Raw genomic sequence first — 21,350 nt, forward strand, 5'->3', positions numbered from 1 at the left:
CCCGATATAGGTGTGACAGTCAGTACATGTATAGACTGATCCACCGCATCGGGGGCAAGCCCCCTCCCACATTTGATCTCCATGGGCCGCAAGTACGAGGCTACTCAGCAAAACTTCGATCAAAGAAATAGATCTCTCCGGGCCTCAGGTTCTCCACCGTGGCCTGCGGCCTGCCGCCTTCACCCTGTTTTTTGCGCCCCGTCTCACGCAAATATCCCGCCTCGGTCAGCTTCAGCAACCGCTGGCGAATACTGGTCTTCAGCACAGGCCGCGCCAGCACCAGGGAGAAGATCGCGGTCGCCTCCGGCGCACTGAATTCATCCCCCAGGAACATCAGCGGCAAGCTGCTGTACAGCGACTTGGACAACAGCCGCTCCTGCACAGCCGCCACGATCAGGTTGTGGTCGAACGGCAACTTGAGACTGCCGTCCGCCACCGCGTTCAGTGAAAACCAGGCCTGATGCTCGCCCAGTGTCACCTCATCCGCCACGATCGCCAGGTAGAACGTGGACGACGACCAGCAGCGCGGGTCGCGAAACGCGTCGCCCACCGTGCCCACCTGCTCGCTCCAGGCCAGGGTCAGGCCGACTTTGTCACTGGCGCGCAACCGTTCCACGGCATCCTTGAGGCTCAGATCTTGCACGCCGCCATTGACCACCACGCCGGGCAGCGCCCAATGCCCAGCGAAGGGCTCGGCGTCGCGTTTGTTCAGCAGCAGTTTGAGTTCGCCCGAGGCGCGGCAGTAAAACACTACGCACAGGTCGACGGTGTGGAGGTAGGCGCTAAGTGGCATGGGAAGTCCTTCCGAACGGCAATGGGCACAGTCTAACGGATCGAACAGCGATGTCATGTACTTGCTCCAGCATAGGTAAATAAATGTTTCTTGCATTGAAAGTACATGACGTGTACTTTTGTCTCAGGCCATAGGAGAACCATCATGACCCTCGCGAAAACCGCCCTTGCTTCATTCGACGTCGATGCCCAGAAGAGCTTCACGCCGCTGTGCCCCGATGAGTTGCCTGTGGCCGGTGGTGACCAGATCGGCGCCGAACTCAACTACATGGCCAGCCTTGCCGGGCACCGCGTCGGCAGCAAAGACGCGCACACGCCCCAGGCGCCCTGGGTAGTCAAGCAACCCGCCGACATGCTGCAACCCACCGGGCTGGTACACGCCGATCTCACCTGGGTCAGCCACTGCGTACCGGGGACCGAAGGCTTCACCTTGCTCGACGAACTGCCCACGCCGTATGACTACGATTACTTCGTCTGGAAGGGCGTCGAACCCGACCTGCACCCCTACGGCGCCTGCTACCACGACCTGCACGACAAGCTGTCCACCGGCGTGATCGAGTACCTCAAGGCTCAAGGCGTGGTCCGCGTGATTGTCGGTGGCCTGGCCCTGGACTACTGCGTCAAGACCACCGCCTTGCAATTGCTCAAGGCCGGCCTGGAAGTGGTCCTGCACTTGCCGGCCTGCCGCGGTATCAGCGAGGAGGGCGGTGTACAGGCTGTCAATGAGTTGCTCAAGGCAGGTGCTGTCATCAGCAGCACCCGCGAAGAACTGGCCGCGATGGCCGCGCGTTGAGGAGAAACACCATGGAAAGTGCCTACGACTACGAATCCCCGGTGATCCAGGGCTTGCTCGATACCGACTACTACACCTTCACCATGATGCAGGCCGTGCTGCACCAGCACCCCAATGTGGATGTGGAATACAATTTCATCGTCCGCTCCAGGGAAAAACTCGGCCATCTGATCCCGCAATTGCGCGACGAGTTGGAAAAACTCGCCAGCCTGCAGATGCGTGAAGGCGAGCTGCGCTTTCTGTTCAACCCGCGCTTTCGCGAATACCTCACCCCGGACTACGAGCGCTTCCTTGGCCTGTTCCGTTTCGACCTGCGCTACATCCACGTCAGTGAAATTGACGGCCAACTGAACATCCGTGTGATCGGCCCGATGTTGCACTGCATCATGTTCGAACAGCCGGTATTGGCGCTGGTGAGCGAGTTGCGTAACCGCGACAAATACCCCGACGTCACCCTGGAAGACGTCACCCGCAAGCTCTACCAGAAGTTCGACTGGCTGGAGAAAAACCTCAGCCGCGAGGAACTCGCCGACCTGCGTGTCTCGGACTTTTCCACCCGCCGTCGCCTGTCATTCAAGGCCCAGCGCGAAGTGGTGGACATCATGCGCCGCGACTTCCCCGGCCAGTTCGTCGGTACCAGCAACGCGCACCTGGCCTACGAATTCGACTTGCCGCTGATCGGCACCATGGCTCACCAGTGGATGATGGTGCACCAGCAATTGGGCCGGTTGCGCGAAAGCCAGAACGCCGGCCTGGAAAACTGGGTGCGTGAATACCGGGGCCGCCTGGGTGTGGCCTTGACCGACACCATCAGCACCGATTTTTTCCTCAAGGACTTTGACCTGTACTTCGCCAAGCTATACGACGGTCTGCGCCAGGACTCCGGCGACCCCATCGCCTGGGCCGACAAAGTGCTGGCCAAATACAAGGAACTCGGTATCGACCCGATGACCAAAGACCTTATGTTCTCGGACGGGCTGAACTTCGAGAAATGCCTGCCGATCCTGCGCCATGTGCGTGGCAAGGCCAAGTTCGGCTTCGGCATGGGCACCAGTCTTGCGTGCGATGTGGAGGGAGTGCAACCCCTGAGCATCGTAATGAAACTGGTGCGGGTCCACGGCGAGCCGGTGGTGAAATTCTCGGATGATCCGATCAAGAACGTCTGCGAAGACGCCTCGTTTTTGCAGTATGCAGCCCAGGTATTCAACATCGGCAACGTGGAGGTGTGACATGCAAGACCGTATCGCGCAGGAACTGAATATCGACCGCACCCTGGTGAAGGGCGGTGAAGCCAAGGAAATCCAACGGCGCATCGATTTCATCAAGACCACGTTGCGTCAGGCCGGCTGCACGGCCCTGGTGCTCGGCATCAGCGGCGGTGTGGACTCCCTCACGGCTGGCCGCCTGTGCCAATTGGCGGTGGAGCAACTGCGCAGCGAAGACTACGCCGCGCGTTTTATCGCCATGCGCCTGCCCTACAAAACCCAGGCTGATGAAAGCGACGCCCAGGCTTCCCTCGATTACATCGTCCCGGACCACATCGACACCCTTAATATCGCCGCCAGCGTAGACGGCCTGATGGCCAGCCTGTCGGCCGCCGAAGCCAGCGCTGCCCAGCTGGATTTCATCAAAGGCAACGTCAAGGCACGCACGCGGATGATCGCGCAGTACGCCGTGGCCAACCTGCACAACGGGTTGGTGGTCGGCACCGACCACGGCGCCGAAGCGCTGATGGGCTTCTTCACCAAATACGGCGACGGCGCCTGCGACCTGGCGCCGCTGTCGGGCCTGACCAAGACCCAGGTACGCCTGCTGGCCAGCGCCCTCGGCGCCCCGGCGACCCTGGTGCGCAAACACCCCACCGCCGACCTCGAAGAACTGGCGCCTGGCAAGCTGGATGAGCATGCCTATGGCTGTTCGTACGACGAGATTGATGCGTACCTGATGGGCGAGCCGGTGAGTGAGCGGGTGAGGACGATTGTCGAGGAGGCGTACCGCAAGACAGCGCACAAGCGCGCACTGCCTGTCGTGCCTACAGCTTGATATTTTCGCGAATGTTCCAGCCGAACCTGATGGGCCCGCCATCTTTTGCGCCATCGGCTTTTTGCGGCTGGTAACTGACTTCAACCTTGGCGAAGTTAAGACTGACTTCCTCCGTGAGTACGTCATTGGTTGCCGCTGCACGCGTGTCGTAAGTGGCAACCATGACTTCCTTCAACGTGATCACCAGGTACTCCACACTGCTGTCACCTCCCGCCTTGCGCACCACGATACGTGCCTCGGGGTAATGCTTGCCGGTTGCGCAGGCCATCATCAGGTTTGGCGTGGATTTATCCAGTGTCTTCTCAATCGCGATATTCGCCATATTGACCTTGCCCGCGCCGCCGCCCGTGCCGCTGTGCATGGAGCCGGATTGAGACAGGCTCCAACCCCAGCGGGTGATATCGATTTCATCACGATGCGCCTGGTCCCTGGACTCGCCCTTGATATCTCCCAGCTTCAAAAACATATCAATCGCCATGTTCGCTCCTTGTCTGATCGTTCGTCGGTAGTGACGCGGGGCGTACTTTTCTCATTTGAACGATTGACCACAAGACGCTGAAGCCAGAATGGGAAGTGCCTGTCTTGAAAAAGGAAGCTTTCCTACATTCTTGCCGGATATTGATTCTTTACGCTCTGCGCTCTTGTGAGTTCAGGAGTAAAAGTATGAGGACCAGCGTATTAAAGGACGGTTTCCCCAAGGCCCACCTCACCACCCGTGAGCGGGTGGAGAGCAGCATTGATCTGCGTCGACTGTTTGCTGTGATCGACGCTGATCCTGCGATTGCCGGGGCAGGGGTGGTTTACCTCGACGCCCAGTTGTGGCCGGTGACGTTGCGCGAGTTTCAGCCGATTTGCAGTGTGTTACCCAAACGCGTGATTTTGCGGGAAATGCCGAGGTCGATGGCGCGGTTGGATTTTGTGCGGCAGTTGGAGCATGAACCGAGGGAGTCGCAGCTTGTGTTCGAGGCGATCAATATGTCCTTGTCGTGCGGGGCTGCAGTGTTAGGTTGGATTGTTGTGCTGAGTGGCTCGGTGGCGATTCCGTTTACAGCGGGAGTCAGCAGTTTTGTCGTTGCAGCGGGCGTCTCAGCGGCAATTGCCAGTTCTGCCCAATGTGCGATCGGGGCGGTTAGGACCTTCAACGAACAATACCGTCCAGCCGAAAACGATCATATGGATGATTCCGACTGGTACAACACTGTTTCTCCGATACTCGATGGCGTTTCGCTTATAGGGATTGGCACGGGTACGTCGACCACCGTGCGACTTCTGAAAGCGAGCAAGAAATCATTAGGTAAAAGTTGGTATGAGCTCTTGAAAGGTCTGACACGCCAAGAGCACAAAAAACTGACCAATGAACTGTTGACCCTGAGAGATCCTGGCTTGACCACCAAGATACTCAAGTTAAAGCGGCGCGCGGGGCGACTGCCGAAGCGTTACAGTTCCGACCAGATGCGTCATGCCACGTTGACTCAGTTAAAAGATGTTTTGGGTGGGATGTTGGGCCTGGCCGGAAGTTACCAAAATGGTCACGTTGGAAGTGCAGCGACGATTGTAATTGGTTTGTACGAGGAGATTGCAGAGTGAATGAGTCACTTATTAGCTACCTCACTCGTTACTTTCCGGTTTTCATGGGCACGATATTCATGGCTATCTTCTCAACAGCCATGCTGACTGTTCTGATTGACGAAATCTATCTGCGCGAGCTTGACCAGCCATTGAGAACTGAACTATCTGGTTGGGGACTACTGTCGCTGACGTTTTTTTTCGGATTTGTCAATTTTATGATTGCGAGAGGGCGCCCATGGGCGGCTGGTTTGTTAATGGGCTATTTCGCTTTCTGCTTGATGCTAGTGATATCGACGATTCAATACCGCCCGCATACCGTGGCGTTTTCTCTAGGGGTGGTGTTTCCCCTCCTGGGGTTACTTCTGCTCAATACTGACCGTCATCGAGAAATGCGGCAGAAATTGTTTGAGGTCCGCATTCAGCGGAATGCGGGGAGAGCGATCTATAAAAAATATTCCAATAAACTCAACGCCAGGGCGCGCAGGGCAAGGTAAGCGGAGCTCCCACGTAAACCACGTGGGAGTGATCGCTATGCCAGCCTACCGCTCAATCGACCGACTCCACCGCGCATTCCACTCCGGACGTGCCTGGTTCACCTGGTCCCAATCGATCGAAATCGCCGTCTGCAAGTAACCCTGCATCGCCTCCACCCGTGCACGGGTCTTGTCGGTGGTGGGCGTGGTCGGGTTGGACGGGATCTGGTCACCTTCTTCCAGCGCCGGTGCCTGGGCTTGGGCGGTAATCAGGAACGCCGCGAGTTTCTGCGCCAGTTCCGGCTGGTCGTTGCGCGCGATCACGCATTCGGCCACGTTGAGCACCACGGCGCCTTCCTTGGGTTGGGCATATTCCATGGGGACGCCGAGCAGCTTCTGGGTGGCGACCTGGGTTGGTGTCAGCGGGAAGATCGCCGCTTCGTCGGTCTGCACCATCTCGGAGATTTTCGCCGAGCTGGCGATGTATTCCAGCACGTTGGGACCGACGGTGTTTGGCCAAGCCTTGAACCCCGGTTCCACGTTGGTTTCATCGCCGCCCTGGAGGCGGTTGAACATCAGGAAGCCGTGCAGGCCGAAGGTGGACGAGGCCAGGGATTGGAACACGACTTTTTCCTTGAAACGCGGGTCGGCCAGATCCATCCACGAGGTGGGCGCGGCCCAGCCTTTTTCCTTGAACATCTTGGCGTTGTAGCCCAGGCCGGTGACGCCCAGGGTCACGGCCACCGCTTCGTCCTTGATCTTTGCCTTGGCCGGGATCTGCGCCAGGGACGGACTGGGCGCCAGTTTATCGCACAGGCCCATGGAGATGGCGCGGTACATGATGCCGTCATCGAGGAACATCACGTGCATCTGCGGGTTGTCCTTGTTGGCCTGGACCTTGGCGAGAATGTCCGACGAGGTGCCGGGCACGATCACCACCTTGACGTTATTGGCTTTTTCAAACGCGGGCAGCACCTTGTCGGCGTACACCCGTTCCATGGTGCCGCCGTTCATGCCCAGGTACAGCGTCGGCGCGGCGTGGGCGGTGGACGCGAGCAAAGCGAGGGACAAGCAGGACAACGCAATACGAGTATTCATGAATGTTCTTCCTCTCAGGCTTGGAAACGACGGATGGAAAACGCTTCGATGGGTTGGCGGCTGGCGCCTTCGCAGACGATCTCTGCCAGGGCTTCGCCGACGGCGGGGCCCAGCTGGAACCCGGCGCCGGCAAAGCCGAAACCGTGGAGCAGGCCAGGTCGGGTGCTGCTGGGACCGATCACCGGTTCGTGATCGGGTAGATAACCTTCGGTGCCGCTCCAGGTACGAATGGCCTGGGCCCCCTTGAGAAACGGGTACAGCTCGGCGGCGTTGCGCAGAATATCCAGGACCGCCGCCTGGCCCGGCCGGGCCTGCAGGGGCCCCAGAGCAAAGCCGCGCCCGCCGCCGAGGATGCAATTGCCCCGGGCGACCTGGCGCGCATAGATCCCGCCGCCTTCGACGCCGGTGCTGACGTCCATCACCAGCGGCAACGGCTCGGTCACCAGCATCGCCGGGTGTGCCGAGGTCATCGGCACCGGCTCGCCAAACTGCGCCGCGACAGCACCGGACCAGGCCCCGGCGCAATTGAGCAGCCACGGCGCTTGCAGGTGCAGGCCGTTGGCGCAATTCACGTGGAACAGGTTGGCGTCGTGTTCGATTCGAATCACTTCGGCTTGCTCGAAGATTGACGCACCCAGCCTGCGGGCCGCGCGCGCAAAGGCAGGCGATACCAGGCGCGGGTTGGCATGCCCATCTTCGGGGCACAGCGAGGCGCCAACCGCCACATCCCCGACCCACGGGAAACGTGCGCGCAGCTCGGCGTGATCCAGCAGTTGCAAGCCCAGGCCAAAGCCGCAGGTCTGCTCGGCGTAGGCCTGCAGCGCGGCGAAATCCGCATGACAGCGCGCCAGCTTCAAATGCCCGGAGCGCACATATTCACCGTCGATGCCGATCAACCCCGGCAAGTCCGCCCACAATTGATGGGCGCGCTGCGACAGCGGCAACTGATGCAACGGCCGTCCCTGGCGGCGCACGCCGCCGTAGTTCACGCCGCTGGAGTGCGAGCCACAGAAGTCCCGCTCGACCAGCGCCACACGCTGGCCTTTGTGCGCCAGCATCAATGCCGCCGACGCGCCGACAATCCCGCCGCCCAATACGATCACGTCGATCATGGTCGCACCTGCACGCCGAACGGCAGCGGCTTGATCGGTGCCTGGCCGCGCAGGCGACCCACGCTTTCGATCGCGCGGCCACTGCGCTCGGCCACGATCTCCGCCGCCGCCAACCCGCACATACGGCCCTGGCAGCGGCCCATCCCCACCCGGCAATGGGCTTTGACCCGGTTGATTTCCCAATGGCCTTCATCCACCACCGTGCGCACATCGCCCGCGCTGACCTCTTCGCAGCGGCACACAATCAGCGTATCCGGCGCCCGCGCCGCCCATTGCTCGGGGAAGGGGAACGCGGTTTCCAGGCCCTGGCGAAAATGCTGGATGCTTGCCAATTGCCGCTCCAGAACGACCGAGCGACGAGGGTCGCTCACGATGCCCGTATCCTCCAGCACCGCCAGTGCCGCGCGCTCACCGGCCATTTGCGCGGCATCCGCGCCCATGATGCCGGCGCCGTCGCCTGCCAGGTACACCCCGTCGATACTGCTGCGCCCGGCGCTGTCGCGCTGAGGCAGCCAGGCGCGGTTCAATGCGTTCCAGGCAAATTCGCAGCCGAGCAGATCCGCCAGTTGCGTTTCGCTGCGCAGCGCATGGGCGAACGCCACGGCGTCGCAGTCCAGGCTGCGCTCACCAAAACGAATGCCGCTGACCCGCTGCTCACCATCGATCCGTTCGAGCGTCGCACCCTGATGCACAGCAATCCCATGGGCCGTCAGCCAGGCGCGGTAGTACACGCCCTTGGCCAGGGTTGCCGGTTGCCCAAGCAGAGCCGGTAACGCACGGCATTGGGCGCTGAACGGTGCGCTGTCGAGTACCGCCACCACCGTGGCGCCGGCCTTGGCGTACTGGTAAGCCACCAGGTACAGCAGCGGTCCGCTGCCGCAGAAGGCCACGCGCTCGCCAATCGCACAGCCCTGGAACTTCAGCGCGATCTGAGCCGCGCCCAGGCTGTAGACCCCGGGCAAGGTCCAGCCCGGCACCGGCAGGATACGGTCGGTGGCGCCGGTGGCCACAATGATCTGTGCATACTCGATGCTTTCGGCACGGCCGTTATTGAGCATGTCCAGGCGACCGTCCTCGGCGTTCCACACCAGGGTATCGGGGCGGTAGTCGATCAAGCTCGCCAGCTCGTCCAGGGTGCGATGCACAGCCTCGGCCTTGCTTGCCTCAAAACCATAGAGTTGCTTGGCGGTGCGTTGAAAGCCCTGGGGTTGGCGCCGATAAATCTGCCCGCCACCGCGCAGGCTCTCATCCACCAGGCAGGGCTTGAGGCCATGGTCGAGCAAGGTGCGCGCCGCGCTGATACCGGCCGGGCCCGCGCCCACAATCACAATCGGTTTCATGCCTGGCGCCCCGGATCGCGGCTGATCGCCTGGCCTGCTTCCAGTAAGGTCGAACAGGCGCGTACCCGCTGCCCATCCGCCAGCCGTACCCAGCAATCCTGGCACGCGCCCATCAGGCAGAACCCCGCACGGCGCTCGGCACTGAAATCACTGCCGCGCAGGTGTTCGGCGCAGGTCAGTACGGCGGTCAGTACCGTGTCGCCGAGCAGGCCGGTGGCAGGTTGCCCGTCCAGCGTGAACGCCAGGGTAGGGCGTTGGGTCTCGGCCAAGCGTTTGAACAAGGCCATCAGTGTTTCCCCACCAGCACGCGGTCCAGGCCGTAGACCCGGTCGAGCAGAATCATGGTCGCGGCCGTCAGCGCGATCACCAGCGCCGACACCGCCGCCATCATCGGGTCGATGGATTCGGTGGCGTACACATACATGCGCACCGGCAGGGTTTGCGTGGCCGGCGAGCTGACGAAAATCGACAGCGTCACTTCATCGAAACTGTTGATGAACGCCAGCAGCCAGCCACCGGCCACACCGGGCAGGATCATCGGCAGGGTGATCTGGCGAAACAGGGTAAAGCGCCCTGCGCCGAGGGATTCGGCCGCCTGTTCGGCACTGCGATCAATGCCGATGGCGGCGGCCAGCACCAGGCGCAGCACATACGGGGTGATGATCACCACGTGGGCCAGCATCAGCCAGGTAAAGCTGCCGTTCACGCCCATCAGCGCAAACAGGCGCAGCATCGCCACCCCCAGCACCAGGTGCGGAATGATGATCGGTGAGAGGAACAACGCGCTGAAAAAATTGCGTCCCGCAAATTGATAGCGACTGATCGCCAGCGCGGCCGGCACCGCAATCAGCGTCGCCAGGCTCGCGGCGGTAAACGCCAGGATCAGGCTGTTGTAGAACGCCTGGATAAAGTCGGCGCGCTCGAACACCGCGCGGAACCAGCGCAGGGAGAAGCCCGACGTCGGCAGACTCAGGGTATTTTCCGGGGTGAACGCCACCAGGCACACCACCACCAGCGGTGCCATCATGAACAGCACCACCAAGGTATGAAAACCCAAGGCCAAAGGACCGTTTCTGGACATGCGCTTAAACCCCCAGGGACTTTTTGTAGCGGCTTTCGACCACGCGGTTCCAGCTCAGCATGATCAACAGATTGACCAACAGCAGCACCACCGCGATGGTCGCGCCCATGGGCCAGTTGAGTTCCGAGAGGTACTGGTCGTAGACCACGGTGGCGACCATCTTGAGGCGCCGTCCGCCCAGCAGACCGGGGATCGCAAATGAACTGGCGGCCAGGCCGAACACGATCAGGGTGCCGGACAGTACCCCCGGCATCACCTGGGGCAACACGATCTTGCGCATTACCGTGGCCTGGCTCGCACCCAGCGACAACGCCGCCTGTTCGGCCGATGGGTCGAGCTTTTGCAGCGAGGTCCACACCGGAATGATCATGAACGGCAGCATCACGTGGACCAGCGCGATAATCACCGCGAACGGTGTGTACAGCAGCTTTACCGGGCGCCCGCCGAGCAGTTGGATCAGTTGGTTGACCAGCCCGTCGGCGCCCAGCAGAAGGCTCCAGCCAAACGCGCGCACTACCACCGAAATCAGCAGCGGGGTGAGGATCAGGATCAGGAAAATCGAGCGCCACGGCGTGCCCATGCGGCTGAGAATGTAAGCCTCCGGCACACCGATCACCACGCAGAGCAAGGTCACCAGCGCGCTGATCCAGAAGGTGCGCCAGAAAATCTCGTAAAAGTACGCATCGCTCAACAGTGAGAGGTAATGGGCCAGCGTCCATTCATCGGCCTTCACGCCCACCTGGTAGTCGAACACGTTGAACGACAGTACCAGCGTCAGGCCCAGCGGCAGCATCAGCAGCCCGGCGAACAGCACCAGCGCCGGCAGCGACAGCAGATAGCCCCGGCTCATGCAGGCACCTCATCCGCGGCCAATACCCGCAGCAACTGCGCCTGCCACTCCAGGCCGACCGCCGCGCCGTTGGCCAGCGGCGCGTTGCCGTCGTTACCACGCACCACGGTGATTTCGCCAAGGTCGGTGTGGATGCGGTACAGCCATTGGCTGCCGAAGAAGTAGCGGTCGAGCACCCTGCCTTGCAGGCGACCCGAACCTGCGTCGACCAAGCTGATTTTTTCCGGGCGCAGGCTCAGGGTCAGCTCGCCGTCACCGCTTGCGTGACGCACTTGCGGAACGCCGTGTTGATCGTAATCGCCGGGCAGCAGGTTGGCCTTGCCGACGAAGTCCGAGATGAACCGTGTGCGCGGGTGCTCGTACAGCGTGTAGGGCGCGTCGATCTGAGTCACACGCCCGGCCTGCATCACCACCACGCGGTCGCTGATTGACAGCGCCTCGGCCTGGTCGTGGGTGACCATCAAGGTAGTGATGCCCACGGCGCACTGGATGCGGCGGATTTCGAACTGCATCTCTTCACGCAGGTTGGCGTCGAGGTTGGACAGCGGTTCATCGAGCAGCAACACCGGCGGCTCGATCACCAGCGCGCGGGCCAGGGCCACGCGCTGGCGTTGGCCGCCGGACAGCTCGCGCGGGTAACGGTCGGCATGGGGGGCCAAGCGCACCAGTTCCAGCACGGTCTTGACCTTGCTGGCGATATCGGCGGCCGACACTTTGCGCATTTTCAGGCCAAAGGCGACGTTGTCGCGCACCGTCATGTGCGGGAACAGGGCGTAGCTCTGGAACACCACGCCCAGGCCGCGGCTGGCGGGCTTGGCGTGGGTAATGTCGCGCCCGTCGAGCAGGATCTGGCCGCCGCTCACATCGACGAAGCCGGCGATCATTTGCAGGGTGGTGGTCTTGCCGCAGCCCGAGGGGCCGAGCAGGGAGACGAACTCGCCTTTTTCCACGGCAAGGTCGGTGGCGACCACTGCATCGACGGCGCCGTAGCGTTTGCTCAAGGCGTTGAGTTGGAGAAATGCCATGCCTGCGTTCCACCTTTTTGAGTCGCGTCGAAACGCGCTTTTTTGTTTTGGGCAGATGCGAAAAGGTCTTGCCGGTGCGTTGGCGCTCGATCTCAAGTCGGCTGCCGGTTGTTGTTCATTTCGCCCCTGTGGACGCAGATTAGGACGAAGACTAGGATGCGCGGAAGATGAAATTTCATTGAATGGACTACTAATTTCAGTTTTATTCATTCAATAGAATCCATGCAGGAATAAAACGTTATGAATTCCACTGAGCGGAATGAGGTCGGTGTGGGCGGGGTGTCACGTCTGTTTGCTTTGTTGCGGGCTCTGGGTGATATCCCCGAGGGCGGTGGGCGCGTGACCCAGCTCGCCCAACAGGTCGGCCTGTCCCAACCCACCACCCACCGCCTGCTGCGCAGCCTGATGGACGAAGGCATGGTCGAGCAGGACGCACGCAGCAAGCGCTATCGCCTGAGCCTTGAGTTCTTCGCCCTGGCGGCCAATGCAGGCAAGACCGGCAACCTGCGCGACCTGGTGCGCCCGAGCCTGCTGCGCCTGAGTGCATCGTTGGGCGACTCGCTGTTTTTGCTGGCGCGCAGTGGGTTTGACGCGATCTGCCTGGATCGCAGCGAAGGCCCGTACCCCATCCGCACGTTCACCGGCGATATCGGTGGGCGGGTGGCGCTCGGGGTGGGGCAGGGCAGCCTGGCGATCCTGGCATTCCTGCCGGAAGAGGAGCGTGAAACCGTGATTCGTTACAACCTGCCTCGGCTCAAGGACTTTCACCTGTATGACGAAGTGCTGCTGCGCTCGGAAGTGGAAAACGTGCGGCGCCTGGGCTATGCCGCGCGCAATACCGGCGTGCTTGAAGGCATGGCCGGCCTGGCGGTGCCTATTCTCAATCGGGATGGGCACGCGGTGGCGGCGTTGAGTGTGGCAACCATCAGCGATCGGCTGGGGCCGGGTCGGCTGCCGATGGTGGTGGAGTTGCTCAAGCGTGAAGCGGCGGCGATCGGGCCACGGATCAATCCGTTTGATCCGACGTTGCGCAGGCCCTCTCAGACATTTGGTGGCTAGGTGATGGAAACCGTTTGATTGGATCCAAATAAGGTATAACGCCTGCATGCTTTTGTTTCCGAGGCCCTGATTTTCATGCAAAGCCCTGTGCAGCGCCCGCTGTGGCAAATCTACCTGATCTTTCTCGCACCGATGGTGCTGTCCAATTTCCTGCAGAGCTTTTCCGGCACCCTCAACGGCATCTACGTTGGGCAGATGCTCGGCACCCAGGCGCTGGCGGCGGTGTCGGGGATGTTTCCCATCGTATTTTTCTTTATCGCCCTGGTGATCGGGCTGGGGGCGGGCGCCTCGGTGCTGATCGGCCAGGCGTGGGGCGCACAGGAAACTGGTTTGGTCAAGAAGATCACCGGTGCCACCCTGACCCTCGGCGCACTGGTGGGTTTGCTGGCGGCGGTGCTGGGCAGCGTGTTCGCCAGACCCGCTTTGCAGGCCCTGGGTACGCCGCTCGATGTGCTCGACGATGCGGTGGGGTATGCGCAGATGATGATGCTGATCATGCCGCTGCTGCTGGTCTTTATCCTGTACACCCAGTTATTGCGTGGGGTCAGCGATACGATTTCGCCGTTGTTGGCGCTGATGGTCTCGACCCTGGTCGGGCTGTTGCTGACCCCGGCGCTGATTCGCGGTTGGCTCGGCCTGCCGACCCTGGGTATTCAAAGCGCGGTGTACGCGGGCTTGGTGGGGAACGCTGCGGCGATGCTGTTCCTGGTACTGCGCCTGCGCCATAAAGATCACGTCATGGCACCGGATCGCGAGTTGCTTGCCGCCTTGCGCCTGGACCGCGTCATTCTTGGCAAAGTGCTGCGCATCGGCTTGCCCACGGGCTTGCAGATGGTGGTGTTGTCACTCTCGGAACTGGTCATTCTGGCGCTGGTCAACGGCCACGGTTCCCAAGCCACGGCGGCCTATGGCGCCGTGACGCAGATCGTCAACTACGTGCAGTTCCCGGCTCTGTCGATTGCGATCACCGCCTCGATCCTGGGTGCCCAGGCCATTGGCGCGGGGCGCCTTGAACGTATTGGGCCGATCCTGCGCACCGGGCTCGTGATCAACACCTGTCTCACCGGTGGCCTGATCGTGCTGGGGTACGCGCTGTCGCACTGGCTGCTCGGCCTGTTCATCACCGACGACGCGGCGCGGGTCAACGCCGAGCACCTGTTGCATATCATGCTCTGGAGCATTCTGGTGTTTGGTTTCCAGGCGGTGATTGGCGGCATCATGCGCGCCAGCGGCGTGGTGTTGATGCCGGTGGCGATCTCGATCTTCTGCGTGCTGGGCGTCGAACTGCCGATGGCGTACCTGTTCAACGCGCACTTCGGCCTGGAAGGAGTGTGGATGGCGTTTCCGGTAACCTACCTGGCCATGCTGGCCTTGCAGACTGTTTATTATCGGTTGGTATGGCGGCATAAACAGATCAAGCGGTTGCTGTGATACAAGGTTGCGCAATTTAAGGACAAAAGGCGTTCAAATCATGGCAAACCCTTACGCCGAGTTGTTCCAGGCGCCCGGCGCGCGTGCCTTTGTGCTGGCCGGCATGCTTGCGCGCATGCCGGTGTCCATGACCGGTATCGGCCTGATCACCATGCTCTCCCAAGTGCATGGCGGCTATGGCCTGGCGGGCGCGGTGGCGGCGGTGTTTGCCCTGGCCACGGCGTTTTGTGCGCCGCAGGTGTCGCGGCTGGTGGACCGTTACAGCCAGGGCACGGTGTTGCCCGTAGCGGCGCTGATCGGCGGTGGCGCATTGTTGCTGCTGTTGCTGTGCACTCGCCTGCAGGCGCCGAACTGGACATTGTTCCTGTGCGCCGCCCTGGCCGGCTGCATGCCGAATATGTCAGCCATGGTGCGCGCGCGTTGGACGCAGTTGTACCGCGGCCAGCCCAGGCTGCAAACCGCATTTGCCCTGGAGTCGGTGCTCGATGAGGTGTGCTTCATCATCGGCCCGCCGATTTCAGTGGGGCTGAGTGTAGTGCTGTTCCCCGAAGCCGGGCCTTTGGTGGCGGCGCTGTTGCTGGCGGTGGGCGTGACCGCCTTCGTGATGCAGCGCGCGACCGAGCCACCGGTGCATGTGCATCAGGATGAGCACGCGGGCTGGCTGATTGCGTCGCCTTCGGTGCTGATCCTGATGATCCTGCTGCTGGCCATGGGCATGATCGTCGGCGTGGTGGATGTGGTCAGCGTTGCGTTTGCCCAGCATCAGGGCCAACCGGCGGCGGCGAGCATTGTGCTGTCGGTGTACGCCATCGGCTCATGCCTGGCAGGCCTGGCTTTTGGCACCCTTAAGCTCAAGGCGCCGCTGCCTCGGCAATTCCTGTTCTGTGGCGTGGCCACGGCGTTGACCACCTTGCCGCTGCTGCTGGTCACCCACATTCCGGGTCTGGCGGTGGCGATCTTCGTCTCCGGGCTGTTCTTCGCACCGACCCTGATTGTGTCGATGGCCCTGGTGGAGCGGATCGTGCCGCCGAGCCGCCTGACCGAAGGCATGACCTGGTTGATCACCGGCCTCAGCATCGGCGTGGCCATCGGTGCCGCCAGCTCCGGCTGGATGATCGACCATTCCGGCGCCGCCAGCGGGTTCTGGGTAGCGTTGGTTGCGGGGGCGGTGGTGCTGGGAGCGGCGGTGTTGGGTTATCGGCGGTTGGGATAATCAGCCAGCGGCTGGGTGTGCATCCGCGTAGTGATGCTGCAAAAACTCACTCAACGCCTGGCGAGTCAGATCATTGAGCGTCACTTTCTTTCGGCTCGCTGCCAGGGCCGCTGCCAGGTGCAGGTCATGGCCGGTTTGTGAGTCGTTCCTGAGTTTGATGTAACCCCTGATGACACCTCGCTCCATGCTTCTAAAGCGTCATCGCACGGGCGCGGGTGCAGGTGGCCAGGGCTTGCTGCACGTCCGCCAGCAGGTCGGCGGCGTCTTCGAGCCCGACTGATAAGCGCACCAGCCCTTCGCTGATGCCGTGATGCGCGCGCTCTTCAGGGGTGTAGGTGGAATGGGTCATGCTCGCCGGGTGCTGTGCCAGCGATTCGGCATCGCCCAGGCTGACGGCACGGGTGAACAATTTGAGCGCGTTCATGAAGCGTCGTCCGCTGGCGATTCCGCCTTTGAGCTCGAAGGCGATCATGCCGCCGGCCTGGCTCATCTGCCGCGCCGCCAAATCGTATTGGGCGAAAGAGCGCAGGCCGGGGTAAGTCACCCAGGCTACGGCTGGATGCGCCTGCAAGGCTTCGGCCACCCGCTGGGCGTTGCTGCAATGGCGGTCCATGCGCAGCGCCAGGGTCTTGAGGCCGCGCATCAACAGCGCGGCGTCCTGGGGCGACATCACCGCGCCGGTCAGGTCCTTTAGGCCCTGCAAGCGAATACGCTGGGCCAGGGCCTGGTTGCTCACGGCGATACCGGCCGTGATATCGCCGTGGCCGCTGAGGTACTTGGTGGCCGAGTGCACCACCACATCGGCGCCCAGCTCCAGAGGCCGCTGCAGGTAGGGGGTGCAGTAGGTGTTGTCGACCACCACGGTCACATTCGGCTGCTGATGGGCGATGGCGGCGATCGCGGCGATGTCCACCAGTTGCAGGGTGGGGTTGGCCGGGGTTTCGCAATAGATCATGCGCGTGGCGGGGGAGAGCGCGGCTTGCAGCGCGGCCAGGTCGGTGAGGTCGACATGCCGCACCTTGATGCCGAACTCGCCGATGCCGTGGTGCAGCAAAGCGAACGTGCAACCGTAGAGCGTCTGGCTGACGATCACTTCATCGCCGGGGCGCAGCAGGGTCCAGAACGTCGCCGCTATCGCACCCATGCCGGAACTGAATGCCACCGCGGCTTCACCGTTTTCCAGCGCCGCCATGCGCGATTCGAGCAGCGCCAGGGTCGGATTGGAAATGCGCGTATAGAAGTGGCCACTGGCTTCACCAGCAAAACAGGCCGCGCCATATTCGGCGGTGGGGAAGGCAAACGTTGCCGACAGGTAAATCGGCGGCACGAGTGCGCCGTGGTGATCCTTGGGGTCGTAACCGTGGTGGATGGCGCGAGTGGAAAAGCCGAATGCATGGTGTTTATTGTTCATGTCGGACGCTCCTTATTTCCTACAATGCTATGCTCATAACCGCAGATGAATATTGCAAACTTTGCCGACAGTTCCCGTGTCTCGGGATGAAAATGCGCAAACAATCACGAATAGAGGCAAATCATGCCCGTCACTCTGGACCGTACCGACAAAGCCTTATTAAACGCCCTGCAAGGCAATGCCCGTCTAACCGTGGCCGAGCTGGCCGACCGCGTCGCCCTGACCACCTCGCCGTGCTGGCGACGGGTGCGCCACCTGGAAGAGAGCGGGGTGATCAGCGGGTACCAGGCGATCCTCTCGCCCAAGGCGCTGGGGTACGGGGTGACGGCGTTTGTCAGCATCATGATGGAGAGCCACACCCAGGAAATCGCCCGAGCGTTCGAGCAACGTTTACTGGAAATTCCCGAGATTGTGGCGTGTCATAACGTGTCGGGACGCTATGATTTTTTGCTGGAAGTGGTGGCCAAGGATCTGGAGTCGTTTGGCGAATTTGCGCGGGAAGTGCTGCAGACACTGCCTTGCGTCAAGGAGATCTATTCGAGCTTTTCCTATAAGTCGGTGAGGGCATTACGGGTGATTCCGTTGCCGGGGTAGTCGGTTTTTCCCAAACAGCACGTACATCCAATTTTCCCCACCCCCGTCCGCCGCAAACTCCCCTCATCGCTGAAACATCAAGGCAGAGGGGCACCCCATGGACCCAGCAGCAAAAACAGGGCCCGACGAAGTCGTCACCCTGGTCGTCAAACACCTGATCAAACAAGGCCAGGAAGCCAATTATGAAGCCTGGCTTCGCCGCATCGTGCGCATCGCCGGCGAGCGTCCCGGCCATCTGGGCGTGGATGTAGTGCGCAGCAAACAGAACAACTTAACGCTGTTCACCTGTGTATTGCGCTACCGCTCCACCGATGACCTGCAAACCTGGCTCGACTCCGCCGAACGCAAAACCCTGATTGCCGAAGCCACGCCCATGCTGGCCGACGGCGACAAGACCGAAATCGGCGCGGCCAATGAGTTCTGGTTCTCGCCCCTGGCCGACAGCGCCGCCAAGCCGCCCCGTTGGAAGCAGGCGGTGGTCAGCCTGTGTGTGATTTTGCCGCAAACCCTGCTGCTGCCCTTTATCTGGGGCCCGATCCTGCGGCTGCACCCGTTCCTCTCCAACTACGTGGTCTCCACCTTTCTGGTCACCCTGACCATCGTCCTGCTGGTGGTCTACCTGCTGATGCCGGCCGCCACCCGCCTGTTCGCTCCCTGGCTCGAAGCCTCTGTAAAGGAAACCCTATGAACGCCGATCTGATTCTGTTCAATGGCCAATTCCACACCGTGGACCGTGAAAACCCGCGCGCGACGGCCGTCGCCATCCATCAGGGCCGCTTCGTTGCCGTCGGCACCGACGGTGAAGCCATGGCCCTGAAGGGCAGCGGCACTCAGGTGATCGACCTCAAGGGCCGCACCGTCATCCCGGGCCTCAACGACTCGCACCTGCACCTCATCCGGGGCGGCTTGAACTACAACCTCGAACTGCGCTGGGAGGGCGTGCCGTCCCTGGCCGACGCCCTGCGCATGCTCAAGGACCAGGCCGATCGCACTCCCACGCCGCAATGGGTCCGCGTGGTCGGCGGCTGGAACGAATTCCAGTTCGCCGAAAAGCGCATGCCCACCCTGGAGGAACTCAACCAGGCGGCGCCGGACACGCCGGTGTTCGTGTTGCACTTGTATGACCGCGCCTTGCTCAACCGCGCCGCACTGCGTGTGGCCGGCTACACCAAGGACACGCCGAACCCGCCGGGCGGCGAGATCGTGCGCGACAGCAACGGCAACCCCACCGGCATGCTGGTGGCGCGGCCCAACGCGATGATTCTGTATTCGACCCTGGCCAAGGGCCCGAAACTGCCCTTGGAATACCAGGTCAACTCGACCCGTCAGTTCATGCGTGAACTCAATCGCCTGGGCCTCACCAGCGCCATCGACGCCGGCGGCGGTTTCCAGAACTATCCCGATGACTACGCGGTGATCGAGCAACTGGCCAAGGATGAACAGCTGACGGTGCGCATCGCCTACAACCTGTTCACCCAGAAACCCCAGGAAGAACTCAGCGACTTCAAGAACTGGACCGGCAGCGTCACCCTGCATCAGGGCGACGACTACCTGCGTCACAACGGTGCCGGCGAGATGCTGGTGTTCTCGGCGGCGGACTTCGAAGACTTCCTCGAACCGCGCCCGGACCTGCCGTTGACCATGGAGCAGGAACTGGAGCCAGTGGTACGCCATCTGGTCGAGCAGCGCTGGCCGTTCCGTCTGCATGCGACGTACGACGAATCCATCTCGCGCATGCTCGATGTGTTCGAGAAGGTCAACCGCGACATCCCGTTCAATGGCCTGCCGTGGTTCTTCGACCACGCCGAAACCATCACCCCGAAAAACATCGAGCGCGTGCGTGCCCTGGGTGGCGGTATTGCGATCCAGGACCGCATGGCGTTCCAGGGCGAATACTTCGTCGAGCGCTACGGCGCCAAGGCCGCCGAAGCCACGCCACCGATCAAGCGCATGCTCGCCGAAGGCGTGCCGGTAGGCGCAGGCACCGATGCGACGCGGGTGTCGAGCTACAACCCGTGGACTTCGCTGTACTGGATGGTCAGCGGCCGCACCGTCGGCGGCCTGGAACTGCACGCCGAAGGCTTGCCGCGCCTCACCGCGCTGGAGTTGTTCACTCACGGCAGCGCGTGGTTCTCGTCCGAGCAGGGCAAGAAAGGCCAGATCAAGGTCGGCCAATTGGCGGACGTGGCCGCGCTGTCGGCGGATTTTTTCAGCGTCGATGAAGAAGCCATCAAGTGGATTGAATCGGTACTGACCGTGGTCGGTGGAAAAGTCGTATACGGCGCCGGCGACTTCGAAGATTACGCACCGCCGCGCGTGCCGGTGCTGCCGGACTGGTCGCCGGTGGTCAAGGTGCCGGGGCACTGGCGCCCGAGTTCGCCCTTGCAGGCTCAAGTACACCAATGCAGTGGCCCCTGCGGCGTGCATTCCCACAGCCATGAAAAAGCGCGCCTTTCCAGCGTGCCGGTCAGCGACTTCCAGGGTTTCTGGGGGGCGTTTGGCTGCTCATGCTTTGCGTTCTGACTATTAAAACCCACGAAGGAGTTAACCCATGACTTACAAGCGCTTGAACAAAGATGACGCCGTTGTCCTGTTGGTCGATCACCAGACCGGCCTGATCTCCCTGGTCCAGGATTTCTCCCCCAACGAGTTCAAGAACAACGTGTTGGCCCTGGCCGACGTGGCCAAGTTCTTCAAGTTGCCGACCATCCTCACCACCAGCTTCGAAAGCGGCCCCAACGGCCCGTTGTACCCGAGTTGAAAGAACTGTTCCCGGACGCGCCGTACATCGCCCGTCCAGGTCAGATCAACGCTTGGGACAACGAAGATTTCGTCAAGGCGGTAAAAGCCACCGGTCGCAAGCAGATCATCATCGCCGGCGTGGTGACCGATGTATGCGTAGCGTTCCCGACCCTGTGCGCCCTCGCCGAAGGCTTCGAGGTGTTCGTGGTCACCGACGCTTCCGGTACCTTCAACGAAACTGTGCAACAAGCGGCCTGGTCGCGCATGACCGCTGCCGGCGCGCAACTGGTCAACTGGTTCGCCGTCGCCTGCGAGCTGCAAGTTGACTGGCGCAACGACATGGAAGGCCTGGCCAACCTCCTGTCGCCGCGCATCCCCAACTACCGCAACCTGATGAACAGCTACTCGGCGTTGACTGCCAAGTAAGCTGCTCTCAAGCCTGCAGATAATCAATGTGGGAGGGGGCTTGCTCCCGATAGCGGTGTATCAGTCGCCACAGTTTTGACTGACGCACCGCTATCGGGAGCAGGCCCCCTCCCACATTTGATTTGTGGTGTTGCGACTATCCATGTATAAATCCAATAAATGTCTACTGAGAAGCGACAATGAACCCCTTCGAAGACATGCGCCTGTTCTGCCAGGTCATGGAGTCCGGCAGTTTCACCGCTGCCGCCGAACAGCTGGGCCTGTCCAAGCAGTTCGTCAGTCGCCGACTGATCCAACT

22 protein-coding genes and 2 pseudogenes are annotated in these 21,350 nt (G+C 61.6%); 13 read left to right on the forward strand and 11 right to left on the reverse strand.

The features are described from left to right. Positions 1–100: 100 nt before the first annotated feature. Positions 101–793, reverse strand: a complete 693-nt coding sequence (locus JWR98_RS02445) for an NUDIX hydrolase (protein WP_078732814.1) — start codon at positions 791–793, stop codon at positions 101–103. A gap of 144 nt (positions 794–937) precedes the next feature. Between JWR98_RS02445 and JWR98_RS02450 the strand changes: the two genes are divergently transcribed. From JWR98_RS02450 to nadE, 3 genes are read left to right on the forward strand one after another with little or no spacing between them, the layout of a single operon-like run. Further along, positions 938–1,585, forward strand: coding sequence for a nicotinamidase (locus JWR98_RS02450; RefSeq protein WP_078732815.1), 648 nt, complete (start codon positions 938–940; stop codon positions 1,583–1,585). An 11-nt stretch (positions 1,586–1,596) separates the two neighbouring features. Then, positions 1,597–2,814, forward strand: a complete 1,218-nt coding sequence (gene pncB, locus JWR98_RS02455; protein WP_078732816.1) for a nicotinate phosphoribosyltransferase — start codon at positions 1,597–1,599, stop codon at positions 2,812–2,814. A gap of 1 nt (position 2,815) precedes the next feature. Beyond that, positions 2,816–3,628 carry an ammonia-dependent NAD(+) synthetase gene (gene nadE / locus JWR98_RS02460; protein WP_078732817.1) on the forward strand — a complete coding sequence of 271 codons (813 nt, stop codon included), beginning with the start codon at positions 2,816–2,818 and terminating at the stop codon, positions 3,626–3,628. Here nadE and JWR98_RS02465 read toward each other — a convergent pair. Further along, positions 3,618–4,106, reverse strand: coding sequence for an Hcp family type VI secretion system effector (locus JWR98_RS02465; RefSeq protein ID WP_078732818.1), 489 nt, complete (start codon positions 4,104–4,106; stop codon positions 3,618–3,620). The two genes, nadE and JWR98_RS02465, sit on opposite strands and share 11 nt — an antisense overlap. Before the next feature lie 185 nt (positions 4,107–4,291). On the opposite strand from JWR98_RS02465, the gene ssp4 reads away from it, so the two are divergent. Further along, positions 4,292–5,215 (forward strand): Ssp4 family T6SS effector, encoded by a 924-nt coding sequence (gene ssp4 / locus JWR98_RS02470; protein WP_205489228.1) that lies wholly within the window; start codon positions 4,292–4,294, stop codon positions 5,213–5,215. Then, positions 5,212–5,691, forward strand: a complete 480-nt coding sequence (locus JWR98_RS02475; protein ID WP_256858185.1) for a hypothetical protein — start codon at positions 5,212–5,214, stop codon at positions 5,689–5,691. Before ssp4 ends, JWR98_RS02475 begins: the two co-directional genes overlap by 4 nt. 45 nt (positions 5,692–5,736) lie before the next feature. On the opposite strand, the gene JWR98_RS02480 is transcribed toward JWR98_RS02475, so the two are convergent. From JWR98_RS02480 to JWR98_RS02510, 7 genes are read right to left on the reverse strand one after another with little or no spacing between them, the layout of a single operon-like run. Beyond that, the gene (locus tag JWR98_RS02480) at positions 5,737–6,768 is read right to left on the reverse strand and encodes an ABC transporter substrate-binding protein (RefSeq protein WP_205489229.1); all 1,032 of its coding nucleotides are present in this window, start codon (positions 6,766–6,768) and stop codon (positions 5,737–5,739) included. 14 nt (positions 6,769–6,782) lie between these two features. Continuing rightward, positions 6,783–7,880 carry an NAD(P)/FAD-dependent oxidoreductase gene (locus JWR98_RS02485; RefSeq protein WP_205489230.1) on the reverse strand — a complete coding sequence of 366 codons (1,098 nt, stop codon included), beginning with the start codon at positions 7,878–7,880 and terminating at the stop codon, positions 6,783–6,785. Next, positions 7,877–9,220 carry an FAD/NAD(P)-dependent oxidoreductase gene (locus tag JWR98_RS02490; protein WP_205489231.1) on the reverse strand — a complete coding sequence of 448 codons (1,344 nt, stop codon included), beginning with the start codon at positions 9,218–9,220 and terminating at the stop codon, positions 7,877–7,879. Before JWR98_RS02490 ends, JWR98_RS02485 begins: the two co-directional genes overlap by 4 nt. Then, the gene (locus tag JWR98_RS02495; RefSeq protein WP_078732823.1) at positions 9,217–9,507 is read right to left on the reverse strand and encodes a (2Fe-2S)-binding protein; all 291 of its coding nucleotides are present in this window, start codon (positions 9,505–9,507) and stop codon (positions 9,217–9,219) included. The genes JWR98_RS02490 and JWR98_RS02495 overlap by 4 nt, the downstream gene beginning before the upstream one ends. Next, positions 9,507–10,301 carry an ABC transporter permease gene (locus JWR98_RS02500; RefSeq protein WP_078732824.1) on the reverse strand — a complete coding sequence of 265 codons (795 nt, stop codon included), beginning with the start codon at positions 10,299–10,301 and terminating at the stop codon, positions 9,507–9,509. Before JWR98_RS02500 ends, JWR98_RS02495 begins: the two co-directional genes overlap by 1 nt. Before the next feature lie 4 nt (positions 10,302–10,305). Next, complete coding sequence (locus JWR98_RS02505) at positions 10,306–11,151, reverse strand: ABC transporter permease (protein ID WP_205489232.1); 846 nt, start codon at positions 11,149–11,151, stop codon at positions 10,306–10,308. Continuing rightward, positions 11,148–12,176 (reverse strand): ABC transporter ATP-binding protein, encoded by a 1,029-nt coding sequence (locus JWR98_RS02510; protein ID WP_205489233.1) that lies wholly within the window; start codon positions 12,174–12,176, stop codon positions 11,148–11,150. Before JWR98_RS02510 ends, JWR98_RS02505 begins: the two co-directional genes overlap by 4 nt. 240 nt (positions 12,177–12,416) lie before the next feature. Between JWR98_RS02510 and JWR98_RS02515 the strand changes: the two genes are divergently transcribed. The 3 genes from JWR98_RS02515 (at position 12,417) to JWR98_RS02525 (ending at position 15,879) form a co-directional block, all read left to right on the forward strand. Next, positions 12,417–13,235: an IclR family transcriptional regulator gene (locus JWR98_RS02515; RefSeq protein WP_078732827.1), complete on the forward strand. Its 819-nt coding sequence runs from the start codon at positions 12,417–12,419 to the stop codon at positions 13,233–13,235. A gap of 75 nt (positions 13,236–13,310) precedes the next feature. Continuing rightward, positions 13,311–14,666, forward strand: a complete 1,356-nt coding sequence (locus JWR98_RS02520) for an MATE family efflux transporter (RefSeq protein WP_205489234.1) — start codon at positions 13,311–13,313, stop codon at positions 14,664–14,666. Between the two features lie 40 nt (positions 14,667–14,706). Next, a complete protein-coding gene (locus JWR98_RS02525) occupies positions 14,707–15,879 on the forward strand; it encodes an MFS transporter (protein WP_078732829.1) in 1,173 nt (390 codons plus the stop codon). On the opposite strand, the pseudogene JWR98_RS29215 reads toward JWR98_RS02525, so the two are convergent. Next, positions 15,880–16,017: pseudogene (locus JWR98_RS29215) on the reverse strand (toxin-antitoxin system HicB family antitoxin); the annotation flags it as partial. A 52-nt stretch (positions 16,018–16,069) separates the two neighbouring features. Further along, positions 16,070–17,290, reverse strand: a complete 1,221-nt coding sequence (locus JWR98_RS02530; protein WP_078732830.1) for a methionine gamma-lyase — start codon at positions 17,288–17,290, stop codon at positions 16,070–16,072. Positions 17,291–17,413: 123 nt separating this feature from the next. Here JWR98_RS02530 and JWR98_RS02535 point away from each other — a divergent pair, with 123 nt between their 5' ends. The 5 genes and pseudogenes from JWR98_RS02535 to JWR98_RS02555 all read left to right on the forward strand — a co-directional run. Next, positions 17,414–17,884 (forward strand): Lrp/AsnC family transcriptional regulator, encoded by a 471-nt coding sequence (locus JWR98_RS02535; RefSeq protein WP_078732831.1) that lies wholly within the window; start codon positions 17,414–17,416, stop codon positions 17,882–17,884. Between the two features lie 97 nt (positions 17,885–17,981). Continuing rightward, the gene (locus tag JWR98_RS02540; protein WP_078732832.1) at positions 17,982–18,572 is read left to right on the forward strand and encodes an antibiotic biosynthesis monooxygenase; all 591 of its coding nucleotides are present in this window, start codon (positions 17,982–17,984) and stop codon (positions 18,570–18,572) included. Next, the gene (locus tag JWR98_RS02545) at positions 18,569–20,407 is read left to right on the forward strand and encodes an amidohydrolase (RefSeq protein ID WP_078732833.1); all 1,839 of its coding nucleotides are present in this window, start codon (positions 18,569–18,571) and stop codon (positions 20,405–20,407) included. Before JWR98_RS02540 ends, JWR98_RS02545 begins: the two co-directional genes overlap by 4 nt. Positions 20,408–20,435: 28 nt before the next feature. Then, positions 20,436–21,052, forward strand: a pseudogene (ycaC, locus tag JWR98_RS02550) (isochorismate family cysteine hydrolase YcaC). Positions 21,053–21,231: 179 nt separating this feature from the next. Beyond that, a partial coding sequence (locus tag JWR98_RS02555) for a helix-turn-helix domain-containing protein (RefSeq protein ID WP_205489235.1) occupies positions 21,232–21,350 on the forward strand: 119 nt, incomplete at its 3' end.

This window comes from Pseudomonas lactucae (assembly GCF_016937615.1).
Lineage (GTDB): Bacteria > Pseudomonadota > Gammaproteobacteria > Pseudomonadales > Pseudomonadaceae > Aquipseudomonas > Aquipseudomonas lactucae.